The 19,375-nt window shown below is 71.9% G+C and carries 18 protein-coding genes; 11 read left to right on the forward strand and 7 right to left on the reverse strand.

Annotation, left to right across the window (positions count from 1 at the left end):
* The first annotated feature begins 111 nt into the window (after positions 1–111).
* Positions 112–840 carry a Clp protease N-terminal domain-containing protein gene (locus tag ACQP2T_RS39860; protein WP_433510025.1) on the forward strand — a complete coding sequence of 243 codons (729 nt, stop codon included), beginning with the start codon at positions 112–114 and terminating at the stop codon, positions 838–840.
* Here the strand turns inward: ACQP2T_RS39860 and ACQP2T_RS39865 are convergent.
* Together ACQP2T_RS39865 and ACQP2T_RS39870 are read right to left on the reverse strand one after the other, a co-directional pair.
* Positions 837–2,186: a N,N-dimethylformamidase beta subunit family domain-containing protein gene (locus tag ACQP2T_RS39865; protein ID WP_433510026.1), complete on the reverse strand. Its 1,350-nt coding sequence runs from the start codon at positions 2,184–2,186 to the stop codon at positions 837–839. The genes ACQP2T_RS39860 and ACQP2T_RS39865 overlap by 4 nt on opposite strands.
* Positions 2,187–2,284: 98 nt before the next feature.
* Positions 2,285–3,199 carry a lactonase family protein gene (locus ACQP2T_RS39870; protein WP_433510027.1) on the reverse strand — a complete coding sequence of 305 codons (915 nt, stop codon included), beginning with the start codon at positions 3,197–3,199 and terminating at the stop codon, positions 2,285–2,287.
* 22 nt (positions 3,200–3,221) lie between these two features.
* Between ACQP2T_RS39870 and ACQP2T_RS39875 the strand changes: the two genes are divergently transcribed.
* Complete coding sequence (locus ACQP2T_RS39875; protein ID WP_433510028.1) at positions 3,222–4,133, forward strand: bifunctional helix-turn-helix transcriptional regulator/GNAT family N-acetyltransferase; 912 nt, start codon at positions 3,222–3,224, stop codon at positions 4,131–4,133.
* A 12-nt stretch (positions 4,134–4,145) separates the two neighbouring features.
* On the opposite strand, the gene ACQP2T_RS39880 is transcribed toward ACQP2T_RS39875, so the two are convergent.
* Positions 4,146–4,853 (reverse strand): IclR family transcriptional regulator, encoded by a 708-nt coding sequence (locus ACQP2T_RS39880; RefSeq protein ID WP_433510029.1) that lies wholly within the window; start codon positions 4,851–4,853, stop codon positions 4,146–4,148.
* Between the two features lie 90 nt (positions 4,854–4,943).
* Between ACQP2T_RS39880 and ACQP2T_RS39885 the strand changes: the two genes are divergently transcribed.
* Genes ACQP2T_RS39885 through ACQP2T_RS39895 form a run of 3 tightly spaced genes read left to right on the forward strand, consistent with a single transcriptional unit; the run spans position 4,944 to position 10,282 of the window.
* Positions 4,944–6,083, forward strand: a complete 1,140-nt coding sequence (locus ACQP2T_RS39885; protein WP_433510030.1) for a pyridoxal-phosphate-dependent aminotransferase family protein — start codon at positions 4,944–4,946, stop codon at positions 6,081–6,083.
* Complete coding sequence (locus ACQP2T_RS39890) at positions 6,080–8,845, forward strand: FAD-binding and (Fe-S)-binding domain-containing protein (protein WP_433510031.1); 2,766 nt, start codon at positions 6,080–6,082, stop codon at positions 8,843–8,845. Before ACQP2T_RS39885 ends, ACQP2T_RS39890 begins: the two co-directional genes overlap by 4 nt.
* Positions 8,846–8,890: 45 nt before the next feature.
* Complete coding sequence (locus ACQP2T_RS39895) at positions 8,891–10,282, forward strand: SLC13 family permease (RefSeq protein WP_433510032.1); 1,392 nt, start codon at positions 8,891–8,893, stop codon at positions 10,280–10,282.
* Positions 10,283–10,347: 65 nt separating this feature from the next.
* Here ACQP2T_RS39895 and ACQP2T_RS39900 read toward each other — a convergent pair whose 3' ends face one another.
* A complete protein-coding gene (locus ACQP2T_RS39900) occupies positions 10,348–11,370 on the reverse strand; it encodes an alkaline phosphatase PhoX (RefSeq protein ID WP_433510033.1) in 1,023 nt (340 codons plus the stop codon).
* A 93-nt stretch (positions 11,371–11,463) separates the two neighbouring features.
* Complete coding sequence (locus ACQP2T_RS39905; RefSeq protein WP_433510034.1) at positions 11,464–11,958, reverse strand: Dps family protein; 495 nt, start codon at positions 11,956–11,958, stop codon at positions 11,464–11,466.
* Between the two features lie 80 nt (positions 11,959–12,038).
* On the opposite strand from ACQP2T_RS39905, the gene ACQP2T_RS39910 reads away from it, so the two are divergent.
* Together ACQP2T_RS39910 and ACQP2T_RS39915 are read left to right on the forward strand one after the other, a co-directional pair.
* Positions 12,039–12,800 carry a MerR family transcriptional regulator gene (locus tag ACQP2T_RS39910; RefSeq protein WP_433510035.1) on the forward strand — a complete coding sequence of 254 codons (762 nt, stop codon included), beginning with the start codon at positions 12,039–12,041 and terminating at the stop codon, positions 12,798–12,800.
* The gene (locus tag ACQP2T_RS39915) at positions 12,797–15,220 is read left to right on the forward strand and encodes a VIT domain-containing protein (protein WP_433510036.1); all 2,424 of its coding nucleotides are present in this window, start codon (positions 12,797–12,799) and stop codon (positions 15,218–15,220) included. The genes ACQP2T_RS39910 and ACQP2T_RS39915 overlap by 4 nt, the downstream gene beginning before the upstream one ends.
* 93 nt (positions 15,221–15,313) lie before the next feature.
* Here the strand turns inward: ACQP2T_RS39915 and ACQP2T_RS39920 are convergent, their stop codons facing one another.
* Positions 15,314–15,577: a YciI family protein gene (locus ACQP2T_RS39920; RefSeq protein ID WP_433510037.1), complete on the reverse strand. Its 264-nt coding sequence runs from the start codon at positions 15,575–15,577 to the stop codon at positions 15,314–15,316.
* A 72-nt stretch (positions 15,578–15,649) separates the two neighbouring features.
* Here ACQP2T_RS39920 and ACQP2T_RS39925 point away from each other — a divergent pair, with 72 nt between their 5' ends.
* The 3 genes from ACQP2T_RS39925 (at position 15,650) to mmuM (ending at position 18,217) form a co-directional block, all read left to right on the forward strand.
* Positions 15,650–16,399: a Crp/Fnr family transcriptional regulator gene (locus tag ACQP2T_RS39925; RefSeq protein WP_433510038.1), complete on the forward strand. Its 750-nt coding sequence runs from the start codon at positions 15,650–15,652 to the stop codon at positions 16,397–16,399.
* 42 nt (positions 16,400–16,441) lie between these two features.
* Complete coding sequence (gene otsB, locus ACQP2T_RS39930) at positions 16,442–17,260, forward strand: trehalose-phosphatase (protein ID WP_433510039.1); 819 nt, start codon at positions 16,442–16,444, stop codon at positions 17,258–17,260.
* A gap of 90 nt (positions 17,261–17,350) precedes the next feature.
* Positions 17,351–18,217 carry a homocysteine S-methyltransferase gene (mmuM, locus tag ACQP2T_RS39935; RefSeq protein WP_433510040.1) on the forward strand — a complete coding sequence of 289 codons (867 nt, stop codon included), beginning with the start codon at positions 17,351–17,353 and terminating at the stop codon, positions 18,215–18,217.
* Between the two features lie 136 nt (positions 18,218–18,353).
* Here the strand turns inward: mmuM and ACQP2T_RS39940 are convergent, their stop codons facing one another.
* A complete protein-coding gene (locus ACQP2T_RS39940; protein WP_363989376.1) occupies positions 18,354–18,785 on the reverse strand; it encodes a DoxX family protein in 432 nt (143 codons plus the stop codon).
* 84 nt (positions 18,786–18,869) lie between these two features.
* On the opposite strand from ACQP2T_RS39940, the gene ACQP2T_RS39945 reads away from it, so the two are divergent.
* The gene (locus ACQP2T_RS39945; protein WP_433510041.1) at positions 18,870–19,325 is read left to right on the forward strand and encodes a MarR family winged helix-turn-helix transcriptional regulator; all 456 of its coding nucleotides are present in this window, start codon (positions 18,870–18,872) and stop codon (positions 19,323–19,325) included.
* Positions 19,326–19,375: the final 50 nt, after the last annotated feature.

Raw genomic sequence — 19,375 nt, forward strand, 5'->3', positions numbered from 1 at the left:
ACCAAACGCGAGCGTAGTGGGCGCAACCCCTTCCAGGGAGGCGATTTCGCGGAGATCGCCCATCGTCAACCATGAGTTGACGGCTCTGCATCGTCAACCTATGGTTGACTCATGGATCAGACCGTGCGTCTCGACGACCTCATCAACGCGATCAAGAACCGTCACCCCGACGGCGACCCCCTGGGCCAGCTCTCCGACGCCGTGACGCTGGGCGAGCACCTGGGCGAGGTGGCCGACCACCTCATCGGCCACTTCGTCGACCGGGCCCGGCACTCCGGCGCCTCCTGGACCGAGATCGGCCGCAGCATGGGCGTGACCAAGCAGGCCGCCCAGAAGCGGTTCGTCCCCAAGGAGGGAGGGCTGGCCGAAGAGCTCCGCGCCTACACCCGCTACACCGACCGGGCGCGCTCGGTCATCGTGCAGTCCGAGCAGGCGGCCATCAGGGCGGGCAGCGAGTACATCGAACCCGAGCACCTCGTGCTCGGGCTGCTGAGCGAGCCGGAAGCGCTCGCGGCCAAGGCCATGGTGACGCTCGGCGCGCCGCTGGAGCGGGTCGAGGAGGTCATGACGGCCATGCTCGCCCCGCCGAGCGAGAACGCGCCCGACAAGCCGCCGTACGCCCCGCAGAGCAAGAAGGCCCTGGAGCTGACGCTGCGCGAGGCCCTGCGGCTCGGCCACAACTACGTCGGCACCGAGCACATCCTGCTCGGCGTGCTGTCGCTCGGCGAGGGGACGGCCGTGGCCGCGCTCGACGGGCTCGGCGTGACCAAGGAGGGTGCCGAGCCCGAGATCCAGCGGATGCTGGCCGCGATCCTGCTCGGGCGCGAGGGGAAGGCTTAGGGCGCCCCCGCCGGGCCCTGGGCGAACCTGGTCAGGATGTTGCGCGTCGCGCGGCGGGTGAAGGGGGCGGCGGCCTTGGTGACGCCGTGGCCGCACCCCCTTCCCCGCATCCCGCACACCCAGCGCATCGTCCCGGAGGCGAACACCCCGGCCCCTCCTGGAGCGGTGTAATAGGTGCTGTCGGAGGACGTCGCCCGGCCGCCGCAGTCGACCGGCGAGTGGGCCAGCACCTTGACGTTCTCGGGCGAGCCGTCGGACACCTTGTCGGTCTCGACGCCGGCCAGGCCGGGGAAGCGCCTGCCCCGGGTGCCCTCGAAGATCCAGTGGCCGGGTCTGCGCAGCACGTAGGCGGCCTCGGCGGGGAAGCAGTCGTACTCCTGCCCGACCAGTGCGCTCTCCGGCGCGGACGCGCGCCAGAGCGGGCACTGGCTCTCCTTGTCGCACATGATCATCCGACCGTACAGCCCGATGCGCCAGTAGACGGCGTTGGCGCCGAGGAAGGCCAGGTTCGTACCGGCGTCGCGGGCTTTGGTGACGGCGGCGCGCATGCCGGGCGACCAGTACTCGTCATGCCCCAGGGACACCACGGCCCTGGCCCCGTCGAGCACGCCGGGCCGCAGGTCCAGGCTGGTCAGGTAGGCCAGCGGCACCCCGCTCCGCTCGGCCAGCTCGATCGCGGACAGCTCGAAGTCGAGGAAGAGCCGCGCGCCCGAGGTGTCGTAGGGCCGGTCGAAGGTCACCTTGCGCGAGCGGTCGTCGAACCCGCCCGGACCCTGGTAGAGGCTGCGGCCGCCCCACAGGTTGTACGCCTGCCAGGTGGTCACCGCGTTGACCAGCACCACCCGCCCCTGCGTCGAGGCCGAGCGTACGGTGATCGGGACGTAGCGCTGGCCGCCGCTGGAGGCGTCCAGTCGGACCAGGTAGGCGCCCTCCCGCCAACCCGTCGTGTCGACGGTGAGCGAGGGCTTCCAGTTGGCGGCCGTGACCATGCCCTCGACCGTCTGGGGCGGCGCCTGACGTACCCCGGGAAGCGGGCCGGAGTGCCACACCTCCGCCGGGTCGGCGCCCACGCGGAAGGCGTGCGCGGTGAAGCGCGGCGCGGTCGTGGAGACGCGCATCCGGAACCGCTCGCCGGGCAGCACGCTGACGCGGTCGGCGTATCCCTCGATCTCGTGCTCCGCCCCGCGCTCGGTGATGCGCCAGCGCACCGGCCGGGCGGCCGGGACCTCAGCGGGGGCGGGCGCGGCGGCTTCGGGCGCCGGAGCGGGCGGGTGGGCCGGGGCGGCGGGGGTGGTGCTGCCGCACGCGGCCGCCAGCAGGATCAGGACGATCAAGGACTTGCGCACAGCGCACCATGGTCACGACCGCCCGCCCATCGGACCGGCGACTTGGGGAAGTCCTTACGCCCGCAGCACCCAAGAGGGGCCAGCTCGCGTAAGGGCCTTTACGCCGGCAGCACGCAAGAGGGGCTGTCGACCTCCAGCACCTGGCCCGTCGGCTCGGGTACGCCGTCCTTCAGCGCGAACTCGGTGACCACTCCCGAGTGCTGGTTGGCGACGTACAGGCGGTCGCCGGCGATGGCGAAGTGCCGCGGCCATTCGCCGCCCGACGGCACCTCGGCCACCGGCGTCAGGTCCTCGGCCCGCAGCACGGTGATCGTGTTGGGGCCGCGGTTGGCCACGTACAGGAAGTCCCCGTCCAGGTCGAGGTGGGAGGGCTGGTTGACGCCCTCGGCGCGCGAGGCGAGGGCGCCCGCCGACTTCTCGCCGTCGATGAGGGTGACGATGCCGTCGAGCTCGCCCACGATGTACAGGCGCGAGCCGGAGAAGACCATGTGGCGCGGCCCGGTGCCCGGGGTCAGGCGCAGCGGCTCCAGCGCCTCGCCCTCGGGGGTGTAGCGGCGGATCTGGTCGGTGCCCAGGTCGGAGACGTACAGCAGGCCGTCGTGGAAGACCGTCTGGTGGGCGTGCGGGCCCTGCTGGCGCTCGGGGTGCGGCCCGGAGCCCTCGTGGCGCAGCACGATCGGGCGGCCCTCGAACGCGCCCCGGGAGTCGAGGTGATGCAGGCTGACCGTGCCGTCGCCGTAGTTGGCGACGGCGAGCAGGCCGCCCTCCGGATCGACCGCCACGTGGCAGGGGCTGTCACCCATGCTGGGCCGCTCGTCCAGCGGGGCCAGCGCGGCCGCCTCCGTGCTGAACGCGCTCAGCCAGCCCTGGGCCAGCTCGCCCACCGCGTACAGCACCGGCAGCTTCGGATGCGCGGCCAGGAACGAGGACGAGGTGAGGCGGGTCAACTCTCCGCCGGGGGTGACGATGCCGGGCCCATATCCGCCTATATACAGGTGCTTCACAGGAGGCATCTTCTCATGCTTGACTAAAGCAATGAGTTCGTTGACAAAAGCAAGGGTTGCCGAGATCAGGGCCTTCAACCGCTTCTATACGAAGGTCATCGGCGTCCTCCAGGCCGGGATGCTCGACTCTCCCTACTCGCTGGCCGAGAGCAGGGTGCTGTTCGAGCTTGGGCACGCGGGCAACCTGGAGACGGGCGAGCTGCGCGCCCTCCTCGGCCTCGACGCGGGCTACCTGAGCAGGATCCTGACCCGCCTGGAAGGCGACGGACTGATCGCGAAGGAGCGCGCGGCCACCGACGCCCGCAAGCAGGTCGTCCGGCTCACCGCGACGGGCGTCGAGTCGTACGGGCTGCTGGACACGCGGTCGGACGCGGAGGCCGAGCGGCTGCTGGCCACGCTGCCCGAGCCGGGGCAGGAACGCCTGGTCGCCGGCATGGCCACGATCAGGACGCTGCTGGAGGGCGCCGGCGAGCGTGAGCCGTACGTGATCCGGCCCCTGCGCACGGGCGACCTGAGCTGGGTCGTCTACCGGCACGGCGTCCTTTACAGCCGGGAGTACGGCTGGGGCATGGATTTCGAGCGGCTGGTGGCCAGGATCATCGGCGCGTACGACCCGTCGCGCGACATGGGCTGGATCGCCGAGGTCGGCGGGGAGCCCGCCGGGTGCGTGTTCTGCGTACGGGAGGACGACACCACCGCGCGACTCCGGCTCCTGCTGGTCGAGCCGTCGGCCCGCGGGCTGGGCCTGGGCGGGCGGCTCGTCGGCGAGTGCCTGCGCCACGCCAAGGCCGAGGGCTACAAGCGGATCACGCTGATGACCCGCGACTGCCTGGACAGCGCGCGGCGCATCTACCAGGCCGCCGGGTTCGAGCTGGAGTCGGAGCACAAGGAGACGGAGAACGGGATCGAGGTCACCGAGCAGGAGTGGAGCCGCGACCTCTAGGCCACCGGTCGCTCAGAGGCGTTCGGTGAGTGTGCGGGCCGCCTCCGTGACCAGCTTGCCGTACTCGGCCCTGAGGGCATCCGGCATGCGGCTGGCCGGGGTGGAGACGCTCAGGCCGGCGATCGGGCCGTCCGGGCCCAGGACGGCGGCGGCCACGGCGGCGATGTCGGAGCGCCACTCGCCCCTGTTGTCCGCGTAACCCCGCGCGCGAACCCCCTCCAGCTCGGCGAGCAGCGCCCCCGGGTCGGTGATCGTGGTGCCCGTGTAGGAAGGCAGCTCCCCGAGCGGGCCGGTCCTGTGCGCCAGTACGGCCTTGCCGTTGGCCGAGGCGTGCAGCGGGAGCCGGATGCCGAGCGGCAGCACGATGCGCAGCGGCTTGTCGGTCTCCAGGCGTTCGATCAGCACGACCGCGTCACCCTCGGGCACCATCAGATGGACGGTCTCGCCGGTGCGCTGCCGCAGCTCCTCCATGACCGGCAGCGCCACGTCGCGCAGCCCGAGCTCGGCCCGGCGGCCGACGTGCAGCGCCTTGGTCGTCACCTGCCAGCGTGTCACCTCACCCGCCGCGGGCCGGATCCATTCCGCCTCGTGCAGGGTACGGAGCGAGCGCTGCACCGAGCTCTTCGGCAGGCCCAGCGCGCGGGACAGCTCGCCCACACCCACCGGCTGACGGTCGGCGACCTCTTCGAGCACCCGGAGCGCGTTGATCACGTTCTGCATCCATTGACTCCTCTTCAGCCCGATCATAAGGTAAGCGAACCGCAACACGGCACAGTGTGCCGTGACACGGCACAGAGGAGCGACAAGACGGTGGGCCGCCACTTCCTGCAGATCCCAGGACCGACCAACGTCCCCGACCGAGTGCTACGGGCCATCGCCCAGCCCACGATCGACCATCGCGGCCCCGGCTTCGCCCGGCTCGCCACCGACCTGCTCGACCGTCTCAAGGCCGTCTTCCAGACTCGCGAGCACGTGATCGTCTACCCGTCGTCGGGCACCGGGGCCTGGGAGGCGGCGCTGGTCAACACGCTGTCGCCGGGCGACCGGGTGCTGGCGTTCGAGACCGGGCACTTCTCCACGCTGTGGTGCGAGATGGCGGCCCGTCTGGGGCTGGTCGTGGACATCGTCCCCGGGGACTGGCGGCACGGCGCCGACCCCGAGGCGGTGGCCGACCACCTGGACGACGGCGTCGCCGCCGTCATGGTGGTGCACAACGAGACCTCCACCGGCGTGCGCAGCCGCGTGCCCGAGATCCGCGCGGCCCTCGACCGGGCCGGGCACCCGGCGCTGCTGCTGGTGGACACGATCTCGTCCCTTGGCTCGATGGACTACCGCCACGACGAGTGGGGCGTGGACGTGACCGTCGGCTGCTCGCAGAAGGGCCTGATGCTGCCGCCCGGCATCGGCTTCAACGCGGTCAGCGCCAAGGCGCTCGCGCACCGGGGACGGCTGCCCCGCTCCTACTGGGACTGGGAGCCGATCATCGCGGCCAACCGGCAGGGCTTCTTCCCGTACACGCCGCCCACCAACCTGCTGTTCGGCCTGGGCGAGGCGCTGGCCATGCTGGAGGAGGAGGGCCTGGCCCAGGTGTTCGCCCGGCACGACCGGCACGCCGAGGCGACCCGGCGAGCCGTACGCGGGTGGGGGCTGGAGGTGCTGTGCGCCGACGAGCGGGAGCACTCCAGTTCGCTCACCGCCGTGCTGATGCCCGACGGGCACGACGCCGACGCGGTCAGGACGCTCATCCTGGACCGGTACGACATGTCGCTCGGCACCGGGCTCGGCCGCCTCGCGGGACGGGTGTTCCGGATCGGACATCTCGGACACTTTTCCGACCTCATGCTGGCGGGAACGCTGAGCGGGGTCGAGATGGGGCTGAGCGCGGCGGGCGTGCCCATCAAGGAAGGCGGCGTGCGGGCAGGGCTGGCCTATCTGGAGGAGACCGGGTGAGCCTCGCCCAGACCCTGTCGCCACTGCTCGCCGGCGAGGTCAGGGACGACCCGTACACCAGGCACCTCTACTCCTCCGACGCCAGCATGTACGCCATCGAGCCGCTGGCCGTCGCCTTCCCCCGGCACGCCGACGACGTGCGGGCCCTGGTGGCGGCGTGCGGCTCGATGGAGGTGCCGGTGCTGCCCCGCGGGGCCGGCACCAGCCTCGCGGGGCAGACGGTGGGCGCGGCGGTGATCGTCGACTTCTCCCGGCACATGAACCGGATCTTGGAGATCGACGGCAGGACGGCCAGGGTGCAGCCGGGGGTGGTCCAGGACCAGCTCAACCGGGCCGTACGCGGGCGCGGGCTGATGTTCGGGCCCGACACCTCGACCAGTAACCGGGCCACGATCGGCGGGATGATCGGCAACAACTCGGCGGGCAGCCACTCCGTGCGCTACGGCTCGACGATCGACCACGTCCAAGCGCTTCAGGTCGTGCTGGCCGACGCGAGCACCCCCGACCTGAGCGCCGACGCGCCGCTGCGCTCGCAAGTGGCGAAGGTCCTGCGCGAGGTGGACCTGACGGGGTTCCCGCGCTTCTGGCGGCACTCGGGCGGCTACCGCCTGGACCTGTGCCGGCCCGACACGGACCTCACCAAGCTGATCGTCGGGTCCGAGGGCACGCTGGCCGTCGTCACCGAGGCCACGGTCGCGCTGGTGGACCGGCCGAAGGCCAAGGCCATCGCGGTCGGCCACTTCACCTCCACCCTGGCCGCCGTCTCGGCCACCGCGGACGCGCTCGCGGTCGACGCCGCCTCCGTCGAACTCCTGGACAAGGCCATCCTCGACCTGTCCAAGCAGCGCGTCGACTACGCCGGGCTCGGCGACATCCTGGAGGGCGACCCCGAGGCGCTGCTGTTCGTCGAGTTCTTCGGCGACACACCGGCCGAGGTGGCCGACCGCGCCGCCGAACTGGCCGCCACCTGGAAGACGAACGGCCACGGCTACCACACCCTGCTGGCCACCACCCCGGAGGGGCAGTCGGCCGTGCTCAAGGTGCGCAAAGCCGGGCTCGGCCTGCTGATGGCCTCCAGCGTGGGCAGCCGCAGACCGCTGGCGTTCGTCGAGGACACGGCCGTGCCGCCGGAGCGGCTCGTGCCCTACGTCGAGGAGTTCGGGCGGGTCCTCGACGCGCACGGCCTGCGGGCCGGGTTCTACGGCCACTGCTCGGTCGGCTGCCTGCACGTACGCCCGTTCGTGGACCTGCGCGTACCCGGCGAGATCGGCAGGATGCGCGCGGTCGCCGAGGAGATCGCCGAGCTGGCCGCCAGGCACGGCGGCGTCAACTCCAGCGAGCACGGCGACGGCCTGGCCCGCTCGGAGTTCAACCGGCGGCTGTTCGGCGAGGAGATCTACGAGGCGATGCGGCAGATCAAGCGGATCTTCGACCCGCGCGGCCTGCTGAACCCCGGCAAGATCGTGGACGCGCCGCCCATGACCGACCACCTGCGCGACCCGGCCATGCCCGCGCCGCCGCCGCTGCGCACCACTCTGACGTTCGCGGACGGCATGCACGCCGCCGCCGACCGGTGCATGAACATCGGCGTCTGCCGCAAGGACGACTCCGGCGTCATGTGCCCCTCGTACATGGCCACCCGCGAGGAGGAGCACTCCACCCGCGGCCGGGCCAACGCCCTGGTCAAGGCCCTGTCGTCGGCCGATCCCCAGCTGGCGTTGGGTGAGGAGCGGCTGCACGGCGTGCTCGACCTGTGCCTGGAGTGCAAGGCCTGCCAGTCGGAGTGCCCGCTGGGCGTGGACATGGCCTCGATGAAGAGCGAGTTCCTCCACCAGTACCAGCGGGCCCACGGCGTGCCGCTGCGCTCGCGGCTGTTCGGCGCGATCAGGACGCTCAACCGCCTGGGCTCGGCCACCGCGCCCGTGTCGAACTGGCTGGCCGGCACCGCGCGCGGCCCGCTCGGCCTGAGCAGGCGGCGCCCACTGCCCCGCTTCCGCCGGGACAACCTGATCCGCTGGTTCGCACGACGGCCCGCCGGGTCGGGGCGCGAGGTCATCCTGCTGGCCGACTCCTTCACCACCTACAGCGAGCCCGGCATCGGGCGCGCCGCCGTCGAGCTGCTGGAACGGGCCGGTTACCGGGTACGGCTGGAGTCCTCGGGCTGCTGCGGGCGCTCCAGCATCTCCAAAGGGCTGCTCGACCGGGCGCGGGCGATGGCCGAGGCGATGGTCGGCCGGCTGGCCGGCTCCGACGCGCCGATCGTCGGCCTGGAGCCGTCGTGCCTGCTCACGCTGAAGGACGAGTACGCCGCCCTGCTGCCCGGTGACGCCAGGGTCGCGGCGGTGGCGGCCCGCGCCCGGCTCGTACCCGAACTGCTGGTGCCGGCGATCGACGACGGCTCGCTGGTGCTGGGCGAGGGGTTGAGCGGCCGCAGGATCCTCCTGCACGGCCACTGCCACGAGAAGGCCGTCGTCGGCACCGCGGCCACGCGGGCGCTGCTGTCCCGCATCCCGGGAGCGGAGGTGGAGGAGCTCGACGCCGGCTGCTGCGGCATGGCCGGATCGTTCGGTTTCGAGGCCGAGCACTACGACCTGTCCATGAAGATCGGCGGCCTCCGGCTCTTCCCGGCGGTCGCCGCGTCCTCACCCGACACGCTGCTCGCGGCCACGGGGGTCTCGTGCCGCCAGCAGATCGCCCACGGAGCGGGACGCGCGGCCCGCCACCCGGTCGAGTTCATCCATGAGGTGGCCGGCCTGCCATAACGCTCGGGGGAGACCGGAGCAATCGGGGGGAGATCGGAGTAAGCGGTGTCCGCAGAGATCCTGTCCATACTCGCCCTCATCGTCATGTTCGTCATCGCCACCTTCTTCCCGGTGAACCTCGGCGCCCTGGCCCTCGTCGGCGCCTTCCTCGTCGGGACACTGGCCGCCGGCATGAGCACCGACGACATCCTCGGCGCCTTCCCCGGCAGCCTGTTCGTGATCCTCGTCGGGGTGACCTTCCTGTTCGCCATCGCCACCAACAACGGCACGGTCGACTGGCTCGTCCGGGCCGCCGTCCACCTGGTCCGGGGGCGGATCGCGGCCATCCCCCTGGTGGTGTTCGTCATCTCGGCGCTGCTGACGGCCGTCGGCGCGCCGGCACCGGCCGTGGCGGCGATCCTCGCGCCGATCGCGTTCGGCTTCGCGGCCGAGTATCGGATCCACGCGCTGCTGATCGGGTTGATGGTCGCGCACGGCACGCAGGCGGGGGCCTTCTCGCCGATCAGCGTGCTGGGCGGGATCGTGAACGGCGTGGTCGCGGACGCGAAACTGCCCAGCGACAACGTGGTGCTGTTCCTGTCGAGCTTCGCGTTCAACGCCGCGGCGGCGGTGGCGGTCTTCTTCGTGTTCGGGGGCCGCGACCTGGTACGGCGAGGCGCCGTCGGCCCGGCGCCGGCGGGCGACGGCGGAGGCGGTTCCGGACCGGCCGAGGCGCTCACACCCAGCGGCTCAGGCACGGGCACGGCCTCGGACGGGAACTCAGGCGCGGGCGGTGTCTCCGCGAAGGCCGTCACCACCACGGCCGAGCCCGCCGCCCGCGTCGGCGGCGGTCTCCGGCTCACCCCGCACCAGGCGCTCACGCTGACGGGAATCGTCGCGCTCTGCCTGGCCGTGCTGGTGTTCAAGCTCGATGTGGGCCTGACCGCCGTGACCGTCGCCGTGATCCTCTCCCTCACCTCCCCCAAGTCGAACAAGGGGGCCGTGGAGAAGATCGCCTGGCCGACCGTGCTGCTGATCTGCGGCGTCGTCACCTACGTGGGCGTACTCCAGGAGATCGGCACCGTCGACTACGTCGGCACCTCGGTGGCCGCGATCGGCATCCCGCTCCTGGTGGCGCTGCTCATCTGCTATGTGGGCGGCGTCGTGTCGGCCTTCGCCTCCACGGTCGGCATCCTGGGCGCGCTGGTGCCGCTCGCCGTGCCCTTCCTCGCGCAGGGCACGCTGGGACCGATCGCGATGATCGCGGCGCTGTCGGTGTCGTCGGCCATCGTGGACGTCAGCCCGTTCTCGACCACGGGCGCCCTGCTCGTGGCCAACGTCAGAGGCATGGACCGGGACGTCTTCTACCGCAGGCTGCTGACCTACGGCGCGGTGATCGTCGTGGCGGGCCCGCTCGCCGCCTGGGCGGTCCTGGTCGTGCCCGGCTGGCTCGGCTAGGCCCGCGCTTCCGTTTCCCTGGGAGTCTTCCCCGCGATCGGCGGAGGTGACGTACGCGAACCGGGCTAGGCGCGGAAGGGGCCGGCCACCTCGAAGGTGCGGCCGTCGTGGCGGCCCCGTCTGGCCGAGAAGTAGAGCCGCCCGCCGTCGGGCGCGAACGCCAGCCCCGTGAGCTCGGCCCCACTGAGGCCACCGAGCTTGAGGAACGGCGCGACCGCCCGATCGGGGGTGATGACGTCGATCTCCGTCGACTTCCTGGCCACGTAGAGGTCGCCCGAGGGGGCGGCGGTGATCGCGCGTACGCCGTCGCAGATCCGATCGAGCGTGGAGGTCGCGGCGTCGTACGCCCACAGGCCGCTGTCGCCCTCGGTGGTGAAGTAGCAGACCCCGCCCGCATAGTGGCAGCCCTCGCCGCCGTCGAAGTGGCGGGCGTCGTCCATCTGGTGGCGCGTGGCCTTGAGCAGGGCGGCGGGCGACGGCACCGGCTTCCAGTCACCGGCGACGCAGAGCACCTCCAGGGTGCCCTCGGTGAGATCGCCCCAGTCGCCGGGCCTGAACCGGTAGAAGCACCCGTCGGGCTCCCCCTCCGTCAGGTAGACGACCTGCCGGTCGGGGTCGCAGGCGGCGGCCTCGTGCTTGAAGCGGCCCATGGCCAGGCGGGGGCGCCCGGCCCGCATGCCGTACGGATCGCACTCGAAGACCCGGCCGCGGTCACCGAGCTCGCAGGAGAGCCAGCTGTGCCACGGCGTCGCGCCGCCCGCGCGGTTGCGGTCGGTGCCGGACAGGATGCGGTAGGCGTCGGCGATCGAACCGTCGGCGCGGAACCGGAGCGCGGACGCGCCGCCCAGCAGCGGCAGCTCGGAGTTGGACACGTAGATCCAGCCGGTGCCGTCAGGGAAGCACGCGCCACCGTCGGGCGCCGCGTGCCACGTCAGCCCGGCCACCTTCTGGCCCGAGCGGGCCACGACCCGGCCGCTGAACCCCCCGGGCAGCGCCAGATCGTCGCCGCCTGGCGGCTCCAGCGGGCCATAGGGGCTCATCCCGCCCTGCCAGAGCGGGCCCGTGCGGAGGAGAGTCTTGCTGGACATCGTGGGGCCTCCCTCTAGGTGCCACGCTAGTCGACCCCGCCGACATGAATGACAGGGAGGCCCGAGATCAAACTCTGCGCGAAATCTCTGGCGTCAGCGCTGGGCCTGGAACATCCAGTGCTGCTTGTCGATGTCCTGAGCCACCGCGATGAGCAGGTCCTGGCTGACCGGGTCGGGCTCGTCGGTCGCGGCGACGCGCTCGCGCATCCGCTTGCCGACGGCCTCCAGGATGTCGGTCATCATCGCCACGACCTTGCCGTCCTCGATCCAGCCGTTCTCCGGCTGCGAGAGCTTGGTGGACTTGGCGATGGTGGCCGCGCGGCCGTCCGGGTTGACGCTCAGGGCGACGGCGCGTTCGGCGATGGTGTCCGCGTGCTCGCGGGCCAGGGCGGTGACCTCGTCGAGCTGAAGGTGGATCTGCCGGAAGTGCGGGCCGGTCAGGTTCCAGTGCATCTGCTTGGCGAGCAGCGAAAGATCGAGGAGATCGACCAGGGCTCCTTGAAGGGCCGTCGCGACCGTCTTCTTCGCCTCGCCCGAGAGCGGACCGGTGATCGTGGCCATGATGTGTTCCTCCCCGTGGTTCGACATCAGGGTCTCTTCGCAACCCACCCCCTTTGCCCGCTTTCCTGTGATTGACACTGCAATAGTGACAGTGTAATTGTGAAGGTATGAGCGAGACCTGGACCATCCGTGAGCTGGCGGAGCGCGCCGCCGACGCGTTGCGCGCGCACGCCCAGCCGCACGCGCAGCCGCTCAACGGCCGGGTCCGCGACGTGCCCGGCGAGCGGTTGATCAGGTGGTACACCACGATCGGCCTCGTCGACCCGCCACTGACCAGGCGGGGCCGCATCGCCCAGTACGGCCGGCGGCATCTGCTGCAACTCGTGGCCATCAAGCGGCTGCAGGCAGCCGGGCGGTCGATCGCGGAGATCCAGACCGCCCTGACCGGCGCCACGGACACGACCTTGGAGCGGACGGCCCGCCCCGGCTGGCCGCCCCTGGACGAGGACGTCGCGGCGACGGGGGCCGTTCCGGACGCCACGACGACCGCGCCCCAGGGTGAGACGGCTCACGATGCCGCGGACCTTCCGGAGGGCGAGGCGCCTGAGGCGGCCGCCCTCCCCGACGGCTCGGCGGCCCGGTCCGGGAAGCCGCGCGGACGGTTCTGGGCCGAACACCCCGCCGGCGCCGTCCCGCCCATCGGCGTTCCCCGACCGGCCGATCCTCCCCCGTCCGACGGTGCGGGCCGGCCCGCACCCCTTCCCCGGCCCAGGGGGCACGGGGCGCTGGTGCGTGGGATCAGGCTGGCCGACGGAGTGACGCTCGTGCTCGACGGCGCCGGCCGTACCCCGGCTGAAGACGACATCCAGGCGGTACTCACCGCGGCGGCACCGCTGCTGGCGCTGCTCGAAGAGAGGAAGCTAGCATGAAGATCACTTCGCTCGAGCCCACCCGGTGCCTGCCGGTGCCCGACGCCGGGTTCGGCGCGCTGCGGACCGCGCGCGGGAACCTGCCTCTGGAGAGCGTCGACGTGTCCGCCGACATCTCCGGCCTGTTGGCCGAGGTCGAGGTGACGCAGGGCTTCCGCAACCCGTACGACGTCACGCTGGAGGCCACCTACGTCTTCCCGCTGCCCGACAGGGCGGCGGTGACGGGGTTCAGGATGGAGGCTGACGATCGGGTGATCGACGGCGTGCTCAAGGAGCGCGGCCAGGCCAGGGCCGACTATGACCGGGCGCTGCGCGAGGGGAAGCGGGCCGCGATCGCCGAGGAGGACCGGCCCGACGTGTTCACGATCACGGTGGGCAACCTGCTGCCGGGCGAGCGGGTGACGGTCCGGCTCACACTGAGCCAGCCGCTGCCGTACGAGGACGGTGCGGCCACGTTCCGCTTCCCGCTGGTCGTCGCCCCTCGCTATATTCCGGGCACGCCGCTCGACGGCCCCGGCGCCGGCGACGGCACCGCGCCCGACACCGACGCGGTGCCCGACGCCTCGCGCATCACGCCGCCGGTGCTCCTGCCCGGCTTCCCCGATCCGGTACGCCTGTCGCTGACGGCGACGATCGACCCCGCCGGGCTGGACCTGCGGGAGCTGGCCTCCAGCCTGCATGTGGTCGAGGAGGAGGGTCATACGGTAAAGCTGCGGCCGGGCGAGCGGCTGGACCGCGACTTCATCCTGCGGCTGTCGTTCGAGGCTTCGACCGCGCTGCAGCTCGACGGCCGGGGCGCGTTCTCGCTGACCGTGCTGCCCCCGGCGCTGGAGTCGCCGCGCACGCCGCGTGACCTCGTACTGCTGCTGGACAGGTCGGGCAGCATGGGCGGCTGGAAGATGGTCGCCGCGCGCCGGGCCGCGGCGCGGATCGTCGACACACTGACGGAGCAGGACCGGTTCGCGGTGCTGACGTTCGACTCGGTGGTGGAGGAGGCGTTCGAGGGGCTGATGACGGCCTCGGACCGCAACCGCTACCGCGCGGTCGAACATCTCGCCCGCGTGGACGCCCGCGGCGGCACCGAGCTGCTGGAGCCGCTGCGCCGGGCGATCTCCCTGCTCCACGACCAGGACGGGCGCGAACGCGTCCTGGTGCTGGTCACCGACGGGCAGGTGGGCCACGAGGACCAGATCCTTGAGCAGACCGGCGGCGCGCTGTCGGCCATGCGGGTGCACACCGTCGGCATCGACCGGGCGGTGAACGCCGGGTTCCTCGGCCGGCTGGCCGGTCTGGGCGCGGGCCGCTGCGAGCTGGTCGAGTCGGAGGACCGCCTGGACGCCGCCATGGAGCAGATCCACCGCCGCATCGGCGCGCCCCTAGTGACCGACCTGTCCCTCAAGGGCCTCGACGTGGAGCCGGGCACGGTCACCCACCTGGGCTCGATCTTCCCGGGCGTCCCGCTGCGCGTGCACGGCCGCTATCGGGACGGCTCGTCGGTGACCGTACGCGGGCTGGCGTCGGGCGCCCCGTGGGAGCAGCAGGTGGCGGGCACCGTGGTGGACAACCCGGCGATCCGCGCTGTCTGGGCCCGCGCGCACCTGCGCGAGCTGGAGGACCGGTACGCCATGGGCGAGCACGAGCTGGAGGCGGAGATCGTCCGGGTCTCGCTGGAGAACGGCGTCCTGTGCCGCTTCACCGCCTACGTGGCGATCGACACCAGAAAGGTGGCGGAAGGCGAGCCGGAGCACCGCGTCATCCAGCCCGTGGAGCCGCCGAGCGGCTGGGAAATGCCGCAGAACCCGCCGATGATGCCCTTCATGGCCCAGGCCGCGGTGATGGCCGCGCCACCCCGCCCCATGTCGATTCCCGACCCGGGCTTCGCCCCCGGCCAGAGTCACGGCCTCATGGGCACCCAGGAGACCGGCGCCTCGGACGCGACCCGCCGGTCCAGGGGGGTCGACTGGGAGGCGGAAGCGGGTCCCGGCGGCGCGCCCCGCAGCCCCGGCGGAGGCTCGGCCGGTGGTTTCGGCGGTAGCTCGGCCGGTGGGCGGATGAGCCCGTCGCCGCGGTTCGCGCCGCCCGCCGCTCCCCGTCCGGGCGGACTCGGCCTGGAGTCCGTCAGGGCGCAACTGGTCGTCGAGCTCGACCGGCTCCGGGCGCTGCTCGGCGCTCCCGACCCGCTCTACCTGGCGGATCTGGGCTCCCGGCTCTCGGCGCTGGCCGCCTTCCTGGGCGGGCATCCGGAGCTGGCCGCCCTGGGCCACGAGCTGCAGACGGCGGAGCAACCGGGCGTCGACGCCGAAGCGCTGAGGGCGCACGCCATCGAGGTGCTCACCGCACTCACGAGCGGATCACCCTCGGCCCCGACCGGATCGCCCGCGCCAGGTACGCCCCGCCGCCCGTTCTGGAAGCGCACCTGACGGCACCGCCCATGTGACCTGTGGGTGTGGGGTATCCGCATATTTCCGGCCACCCCACACCCATAGACCGACGAGCCAGGGCCGCCAGATCCGCTAAAGAATCGGCGTCCACTCCTTGAGCAGCACCACCTCATACCCGTTCACCGCCGTATACGGATCGCTCTGGAGGATGTCCCGCACCTCCCCCTCATCCGCCGCCTCGTACACATGCAACGCCCCGCTGTCGTCCGCCCACGGCCCCGCCGTCACCAGCCGCCCCTGGTCACGAAGGGCGCGCAGATGCTCCCGATGCGCCGGCCGGACGGCCAGCCGCCGGGGATCGCCGTCGAACGCCAGCTGCACCACAAATCTCGCCATACCCGCACGCTAGGCCCGCGAGCTGGACGGGCGCCGCATCACCCGGCACGGCCGTGGTGTATCACCTGATACATGACGCACACGCTGGCCGCCCTCCCGATGTTCCGTGAGCTGGGCAAAGAAGGGCTGCGCAGGCTGGAGTCAGTCGCGCGGCAGCGGCGCTACCCGGCGGGGCAGGTGCTCTGCACCGAGGGCGACCCGGCCGACCAGCTGATCGTGCTGCTCGACGGCCGGGTCAAGGCCGGGCGGGTGAGCGTCGACGGCCGCGAGGTGGTGCTGTCGGTGGACGCCGCACCCGTGGCGTTCGACAAGACGACGCTCCTGGTGGAGGGTACGCACCGGGCCACGCTGACGGCCCTCACGCCGGTGGAGGTGGCCTACCTGCCGAGCGTGGCGGTGCTCGAGGTGATCGCCACCGAGCCGTCGGTGGCGGCCCGGCTCATGCGTACACTCGCCCAGACCGTGCGCGACCTCGACGAGCGGCTCACGGACGCGGTCGTGCTCGACGTCTCCGCGCGGGTGGCCAAGTGGCTGGTACGACGCGGCGAAGGCGGCCGGGTCCAGTTGCACGCCGGGCAGGCGGGCCTGGGGGCCGAGATCGGCGCGACCAGGGTGAGCGTCAACCGGGCCCTGCGCTCCTTCGAGCGTCGCGAGCTCATCGAGATCGGCGACGGCGAGGTGACGGTGAAGGACGCCGGAGCGCTCGCCCGCATCGCGAAGACCACTCCGCCCGGCTCCGGAACGAACTCCGGCCAGGTTGACCGGAAACAGGTTCACGGGGAACAGGTTCACCGGGAAAAGGTTCATCGGAGCTACGAATAGGCGTCTATCGGAGTCCGGCGGGCTGTTCTATCGTCACCGTACATGGCGACCTCTCGCGCACCGCTGCGCTTCGCCGAGGCGGTCTCCGCCACCGTTTCCGCGGCCCGGGAATCGGGTTTCTTCTTCGATTTCGACGGCACTGTCGCGCCCATCATGAATGATCCCGACGCGGTGCTCCCCGTACCCGGGGCGGTGGAGCGGCTGGGCACGCTGGCGGAGCTGTTCGCCCGCGTCGCCGTCGTCTCCGCGCGCCCGGCCGCGTTCCTGCGCGACCGCTTCTCCGGCGCCCCCGGCGTGCGGCTCTTCGGTCTGTACGGCCTGCAGACGGTGGTCGACGGCGAGATCAGGAACGCCGGCGAGGCGGAGCCATGGGCGCCGGTCATCCGCCGCCTGGCCGCCGACGCCGCCCGCGATCTGCCGGGCAAGGTGCTGGTGGAGGACAAGGCGCTGATGGTGGCACTGCACTACAGAGCGGATCCGGCGCTGCGCGGCGCGGTGGAGAGATGGTCGTCGGCCAAGGCCGCCGAGCTGGGCCTGGCCGAGCAGCTGGGCCGCATGGTGGTCGAGCTCAAGCCACCGGTGCACGGCGACAAGGGCACCGTCGTCGAAGCGGAGTCCGCCGCCCTGACCAGGGCCTGGTATTTCGGCGACGACCTGTCCGACGCCCGCGCCTTCGAGGCCCTGCGTACGCGAGAGGAAGGCGACCCGGCGTTCGTCGGGGTCAAGGTGGCGGTGGCGAACAGCGAAACCGGCGACGAACTGGCCCGCCAGGCGGATTTCACCGTGGCCGGCCCGGCCGACGTCCCGGCCATGCTGGACGAGATAATCCGCGCTTTCCATGACAACCGGCAAACGCAATAGCCCCGGCCGGAAATTCACCCCGGCTTATTAGGGTCGTTCACCCAAGCCGGAAAGTGCTGTCAAGTACGCGGGGCACCATACTCTGGACGGGTGAGCACCCTTGTCCTGGACGGCGGCCTGGCCACCCGCCTCGAAATGCTCGGCGCCGACCTGAGTGACGAGCTGTGGTCGGCGCGGCTGCTGGTGGAGGATCCGGCGCTGATCCGGCGCGTGCACGCCGACTACTTCGCCGCCGGCGCCGACGTGGCCACGACCGCGAGCTACCAGGCGTCGATCCCGGGCTTCGTCCGGCGCGGGCTCGACGAGGCCCAGGCAGAGCGGTTGATCAGGCTCTCGGTCGAGCTGGCCGGCCAGGCCCGCGACGAGGCCGGGGGTGGGCTGGTGGCCGCCTCGATCGGCCCCTACGGCGCCTACCTGGCCAACGGCGCCGAATACACCGGCGACTACGACCTCGACGAGCTGGGCCTGCTCTCGTGGCACCGGCCACGCTGGGAGATCCTCGCCTCCAGCGGGCCCGACCTGCTCGCCTGCGAGACCATCCCGTCCTATCCGGAGGCGCGGGCGCTGGCCAGGCTGCTCGCCGAGACGCCGTCGGTCAAGGCGTGGGTGAGCTTCTCCTGCCGCGACGCAGCGCACCTCAACGACGGCACCCCGATCGCCGAGGCCGCCGCGTTGTTCGCCGGCAGCTCGCAGGTGGTGGCCGTCGGCGTCAACTGCACCGCGCCGCGGCACATCCCCGGCCTCATCGCCACGCTGGCCGGCGGCCTGCCGGTGATCGTCTACCCCAACTCCGGCGAATACTGGGACGCCGAGCAGGGCCGGTGGCGCGGCACCGCCGAGCCCGTGGAGTACGGCCAGGCGGCCGAGGAGTGGCAACGGGCCGGCGCCTCGCTCATCGGCGGCTGCTGCCGTACCACTCCCGAGCACATCAAGCAGATCCGCGCCCACCTGTCCTGAGCCACATCAAACAGCTCCGCACCCACACGCCCTGAGCACCGCGCCACGAAGGCCCGCCGACAGCGCTCCGGCGACGGAGATCAGGTGGCGGGGGTCTGGTGGCGGAGGCCCGCCGACGGCGGTCAGGTGACGGCGGTCAGGCCGCGACGTTCTCAGGGGTGCGGCGGCGGGAGGACAGCACGCGGTCGAGGGCGAGTGCGCCGCCTCCGCTGAAGCCGACGGCCAGCGCGCCCGCCGCCAGCGACAGCACGAACTCGAAGCCGCCCTTGTCCACCCCGAACCCGTTGGCCCCATGGACGAACAGGATCGCGCCCGCCATGTCGAGCGCCAGCAGCGTCCCCACGACGGGCAGCGCCACACCGAGGATCAGCGCCAGGCCGCCCGCGACCTCCAGCACCGCCACCGCCGGGGCGGCGGCCGCGGCCAGCGGGATCCCGGCCGACTCGAAGAACTTGGTGGTCCCGGCGATCCCCATCATGGCGAACTTCTGGTAGCCGTGCACCAGGAAGATCACGCCGACGGCCACTCGGGCGACCAGGATGGCTACGGAACGTGACTGGTCAAGCATGCGCTCTCCAAAAGGCAGTAGTTCAGATTTGAACCAGCACTCTACCCGGAAGTTCAAATCTGAACAACAAGTACACTGGACGCCGTGACGGACACCGCGTGGCTCGACGAGACGGAGATGGCGGCCTGGCGCGCCTTCCTGTCCACCTCCCACCTGCTGGAGCGGCGCATCGAAGAGCAGCTCAAGGCCGCGGCCGGGCTGACCCACCCGCAGTACGAGGTGCTGGCGCGCCTGGCCGACGCCCCCGGCCGCCAGATGCGCATGACGGAGCTGGCCAGAGGCGTCGTGGTGTCGAAGTCCGCGCTGACCTACCAGATCGGGCAGCTGGAGAAGGCGGGCCTGGTCGAGCGGACCACCTGCCCGTCAGACGAGCGCGGTGTGCTGGCCGTGCTCACCGAGGCGGGCGTCCGCTGCCTTGAGCGCGTCGCCCCCGGCCACGTGGAGGTCGTCCGGGCCTTCCTCATCGACCGGATGACCCGCGGCGAGCTGGAGACGATGACCACCGCCATGCGCAAGACGGAGCAGGCACTCCGGCAGTGACCTCCGCCGGGCTCGGAGACCGGGCAGGCACCAGGGCGATCACCGCGATG

It is taken from the genome of Nonomuraea sp. CA-143628, from assembly GCF_050942315.1.
Lineage (GTDB): Bacteria > Actinomycetota > Actinomycetes > Streptosporangiales > Streptosporangiaceae > Nonomuraea.